The organism is Thiocapsa sp., from assembly GCF_011390875.1.
Classification (GTDB): domain Bacteria; phylum Pseudomonadota; class Gammaproteobacteria; order Chromatiales; family Chromatiaceae; genus Thiocapsa.
This window is the reverse complement of sequence record NZ_JAABRP010000181.1, coordinates 1-3,616: the sequence shown is the minus strand read 5'-3', so window position 1 is coordinate 3,616 and position 3,616 is coordinate 1. Positions and strand designations below refer to the sequence as shown.

The window sequence follows — 3,616 nt, the reverse complement described above, 5'->3', positions numbered from 1 at the left end:
GGTCGGATCACGTCGGGATAGAGTGGACAGGACTCGGCATCGCCCTCCGTCGCGACGCTCTCGGGTGGCGTGCGCAGAACTCGGTTACCGATGGACCGCGGCAGTATCGCGCACGAGCGCGGAGGGACGATGAATGAGCGCTCGCGCTCTATAACGCGAAGATCACGCCAGTGCTGCCCGTTCGAAACCGCTGTAAATGGAACTGTGTCAGCGTATCGGCGGGGAACCGGGCGGAGCAGGCCTCGAGCAGGGTCAGAGCGGTGTCATCGGCATGGGCCATTGCGCCGTAGGCCCGCGCGTAGGCTTCGGCGAGCCCGCTCTCGCTATCGAGATCGGTCAACGGCGTGAAACTGGAAACCGGCCGCGTCTTCCCCTTGAGCAGCAGCTCGCCGATGGGCCGGGTTGCCGGTGGGCTAGGGCATTGCTCGAGCGTCGCGGCGCTGAGGATTAGCCGTGTGCCGAAGACCTTGTTTGCCGTCTCCAAGCGCGCGGCGGTGTTGATCGGGTCGCCGAAGGCGCGATAGTCCAGATGCCGGCTGCCACCGAAGTTGCCGACGATGACCTCGCCGCTATGCACGCCGATACGGGTCTCGCCAAAGGCGATGCCGGAGGCGCGTATCCCCGAGTGCGAGCCGCAAAAGCTCGGCGACGAGCGATGGATAGAGCGTTTCACCCATCTGAACCAGCAGCGGGATCCGGCGCACCCGGCCATCGCGCCGAGGTCGGGCAGGGCTGTGTCGATCTCGGAGCGAACGTGCTCCGTGGTCGGGATCAGCGCGAGTCCCACCATCGCAGCGCCGAGCGCTCGCAGCTCATCGATAAGGGCCGCCAGCCTGGACTCCGGCCACGGCCAGGGACCATGCCGGGCGAGGCTGGTCTCGTCGATGCTGACAACGCTGATCGGCGCGTCCGGTGACGCCGGGCTAGCCGCGATGTAGGCATCGAAGACCAGCTGCCGCGCCGCTGCAAAGGCAGGCGGATATTGGATCTGTATCCAAACCAACAGCGCCAGCATCAGCAAGGCGGCCACCGCAGGCAGTTGTTTGAGCCTTGGTTGAATCGGCATTCAATGGCCTCCGGTCGCCTCGTTTCGGATGATAAAGCCCTGTTGGTTTGGCCTTGTATGCCGATCAATGAGTTCGAGCAATTGGAACAACGGTGTCTACAATGCAAGAATCGCGCAATGGGCTACCGGCCCTGATGATCATCAACATCGGGAGAGAGCGATGAAACGGCAAGCCCTTTCCGTGCGCTGTGTGCTCCTTACAACCGTATTGACGGCAACGCTTGCGGCTCACGCCCGCGCTGACAGCGCCGGCGTCATGCAGACAGGTCCGAGTCGGGCGCATATCGGCGTGGTCGACCGCGTCGAGAACCGCGCCGAGGCCACCTTTGCCGAGCGCGTGAGGAGGCTGCAGGACCGCTCTGCGGTCTATTTCCTCGACCTTTTGCACACTGGGCCAAAGGCGCGCCTGAGTGCACGGCTTAAGGACGGGTCGATGGTGATCATGGGCGAGAATGCCGAGCTCGCGATCGACGAATTCGTCTATACCAAAGGCGAGACACGCGAGATCACCCTACGCGCGCTCAAAGGCGCGCTCTTGTTCCTCGGCGAGAAGCTCTTCGGCGGCGATAGCGAGGTGCAGATCCGCACCCCCGTTGCGATCCTCGGTGTTCGTGGCACCGAGGTCTGGGTTGGACCCATCGATGGTGCCACCGGGGTACTGGTGATCGACGGAGAGGTTAGCGTTGCCAGTGCGTACGGCTTCGTGATCCTCGGCCCTGGCGAAGGCACCATGATCAGCGGTGACGGCACACTCTCGGCGCGCAAGGTCTGGGGCGAGGGGAAGGTCGCACGAGCCATCGAGATGGTCTCGATCGGAAACTGACCCGGTCGGTTTGCGCAGATGAGAGGCGCTGCCCGCGTTCCCCGGTCCGTGACGTGACGCATTCCCGGATAGTCCTGTTCAGGCCGAGCGCCAGCAGCGGGGTTCCGGCGGGAGCCCATGGGCGCCGCACTTCCCTTCGCTGCCGGCTTCGGCGAGCCGCATGTAGCCGGCCTCGAGCGACCGGGCGGAGAAGGGGTTGCCGGCGGCCTGTGCGAGGCCGAAGGCGCCGAGGCTGCCGCCAAGGGCGGCACCGAGCAGGGTGGCAGCTGGGGTGATTGTCTTCTTGGTCATGATTGCACCCCTGACGCGGGAGATGGCGCGGTTCTTTCGTGGTGTTGGAATCCTGCGCGCTCACCACGATCTCGCACTGAAACCGAACATCATCAGGAGCAGGCTAATGAGCGTCGTGCATTTGAGCGCGCCCACGATCGATCCGGACGAGGTCGCCTATTTCGAGCGACTCGCGCACCGTTGGTGGGACTCGGAGGGTCCGTTCTGGCCCTTGCACCGTCTCAACGCCTTTCGGGTCGACTATATCCGCCGGCACCTTGCCGCAGCGTTCGGGCGGGATCCTCGGGACGAGTACCCCTTTGAAGGACTGAAGGTGCTGGATATCGGATGCGGCGGCGGAATCCTCAGCGAGTCCGTTGCGCGACTCGGTGCCTGCGTCACGGGGGTGGAGATCACCGAGAAGAACGTGCGCGTGGCGCAGATCCACGCCCAGTGGAGCGGTCTGGAGATCGATTACCGCTTGGGTACGGCTGAGGATTTGGTGCGTTCGGGCGAGCAGTTCGACGCGGTATTGAACATGGAAGTGATCGAGCATGTCGAGCATCTGCCCGATTTTCTCGCCGACTGCGGTCGTCTGGTTCGACCGGGCGGGGTGATGATCATCGCATCGATCAATCGAACGATCGCGGCCTTCATCGTGGCCATTTTCGGTGCGGAGTATGTGCTGCGCTGGCTACCCAAAGGGACGCACCACTATCGCAAGCTGGTCCCTCCCGGAGAGGTCGAGGCCGTGCTGGGTCATGACTTCGAGGTCAAGGACCGGACCGGCGTAAGGGTAAATCCGTTCAATCGAGCTTTTAGTTACACGCGTTGGATGGGGATCAACTATATGCTTGTCATGCAGCGTCGTTGAGGGTGCTGCGTTGAAACATCGGGCAGGGCGAACTTGTCGAAGAAGGGTTGCCGGGACGAATCCGATTCGCGGTGGTTTGGTTTGGAGGGCAGGACGATGATGACAGACGACGAATTCGAGGGTTGGATCGCATCGATGTCGCGCGGCGACTGCGGTTTTACGTACATCAAGTTCTACGCCGATGCCCCGGAATGGGTTCGGGACATGGCAATCAACCACTTCGGCAAGGGCACGGTCTTTCTGCCGCCCGCCGAGGTCAAGCCCAAGGCGACCGCGGCCTAATCCGCCGCAATCGACAGTACCGCGCCGAGCGCTCGGTCGATGATCTCGAAGGGCGTGTAGAAATGAGGTGAGAAGCGGATTCCGCCACCGCGTTGCGCACAGAGGACCCGGCGCTGCATCAGCTCGGGGTAGAGCTTGGCCGAGGGCCTCCCGGGGAGCCGAAAGGTAACGATGCCCGCGCGGCGCTCGGCCGCGCGGGGCGACAAGAGCTCCAAGCCGTGTCGATCGATCCCCTCGATCAGGTATGCCGTGCGCGTTTCAAGCTCGCGGCGGACGTGCTCGATGCCGACCTCTTCGATCA

Annotated in this window: 5 protein-coding genes and 1 pseudogene; 3 read left to right on the top strand and 3 right to left on the bottom strand. The window is 63.4% G+C overall.

What is annotated here, in order from left to right:
• Positions 1 to 148: 148 nt before the first annotated feature.
• Complete coding sequence (locus tag GPT33_RS14270; protein WP_296810052.1) at positions 149 to 1,066, bottom strand: CHASE2 domain-containing protein; 918 nt, start codon at positions 1,064 to 1,066, stop codon at positions 149 to 151.
• Between the two features lie 160 nt (positions 1,067 to 1,226).
• Here GPT33_RS14270 and GPT33_RS14265 point away from each other — a divergent pair, with 160 nt between their 5' ends.
• Positions 1,227 to 1,889 carry a FecR family protein gene (locus GPT33_RS14265; protein WP_296810051.1) on the top strand — a complete coding sequence of 221 codons (663 nt, stop codon included), beginning with the start codon at positions 1,227 to 1,229 and terminating at the stop codon, positions 1,887 to 1,889.
• 78 nt (positions 1,890 to 1,967) lie between these two features.
• Here the strand turns inward: GPT33_RS14265 and GPT33_RS14260 are convergent, their stop codons facing one another.
• A complete protein-coding gene (locus tag GPT33_RS14260; protein ID WP_296810049.1) occupies positions 1,968 to 2,180 on the bottom strand; it encodes a hypothetical protein in 213 nt (70 codons plus the stop codon).
• Positions 2,181 to 2,286: 106 nt separating this feature from the next.
• On the opposite strand from GPT33_RS14260, the gene ubiG reads away from it, so the two are divergent.
• Together ubiG and GPT33_RS14250 are read left to right on the top strand one after the other, a co-directional pair.
• Positions 2,287 to 3,033 (top strand): bifunctional 2-polyprenyl-6-hydroxyphenol methylase/3-demethylubiquinol 3-O-methyltransferase UbiG, encoded by a 747-nt coding sequence (gene ubiG, locus GPT33_RS14255; RefSeq protein WP_296810047.1) that lies wholly within the window; start codon positions 2,287 to 2,289, stop codon positions 3,031 to 3,033.
• A 96-nt stretch (positions 3,034 to 3,129) separates the two neighbouring features.
• Positions 3,130 to 3,315 (top strand): hypothetical protein, encoded by a 186-nt coding sequence (locus GPT33_RS14250; RefSeq protein WP_296810044.1) that lies wholly within the window; start codon positions 3,130 to 3,132, stop codon positions 3,313 to 3,315.
• Here GPT33_RS14250 and GPT33_RS14245 read toward each other — a convergent pair.
• A pseudogene (locus GPT33_RS14245) lies at positions 3,312 to 3,616 on the bottom strand (aminotransferase); the annotation flags it as partial. The gene GPT33_RS14250 and the pseudogene GPT33_RS14245 sit on opposite strands and share 4 nt — an antisense overlap.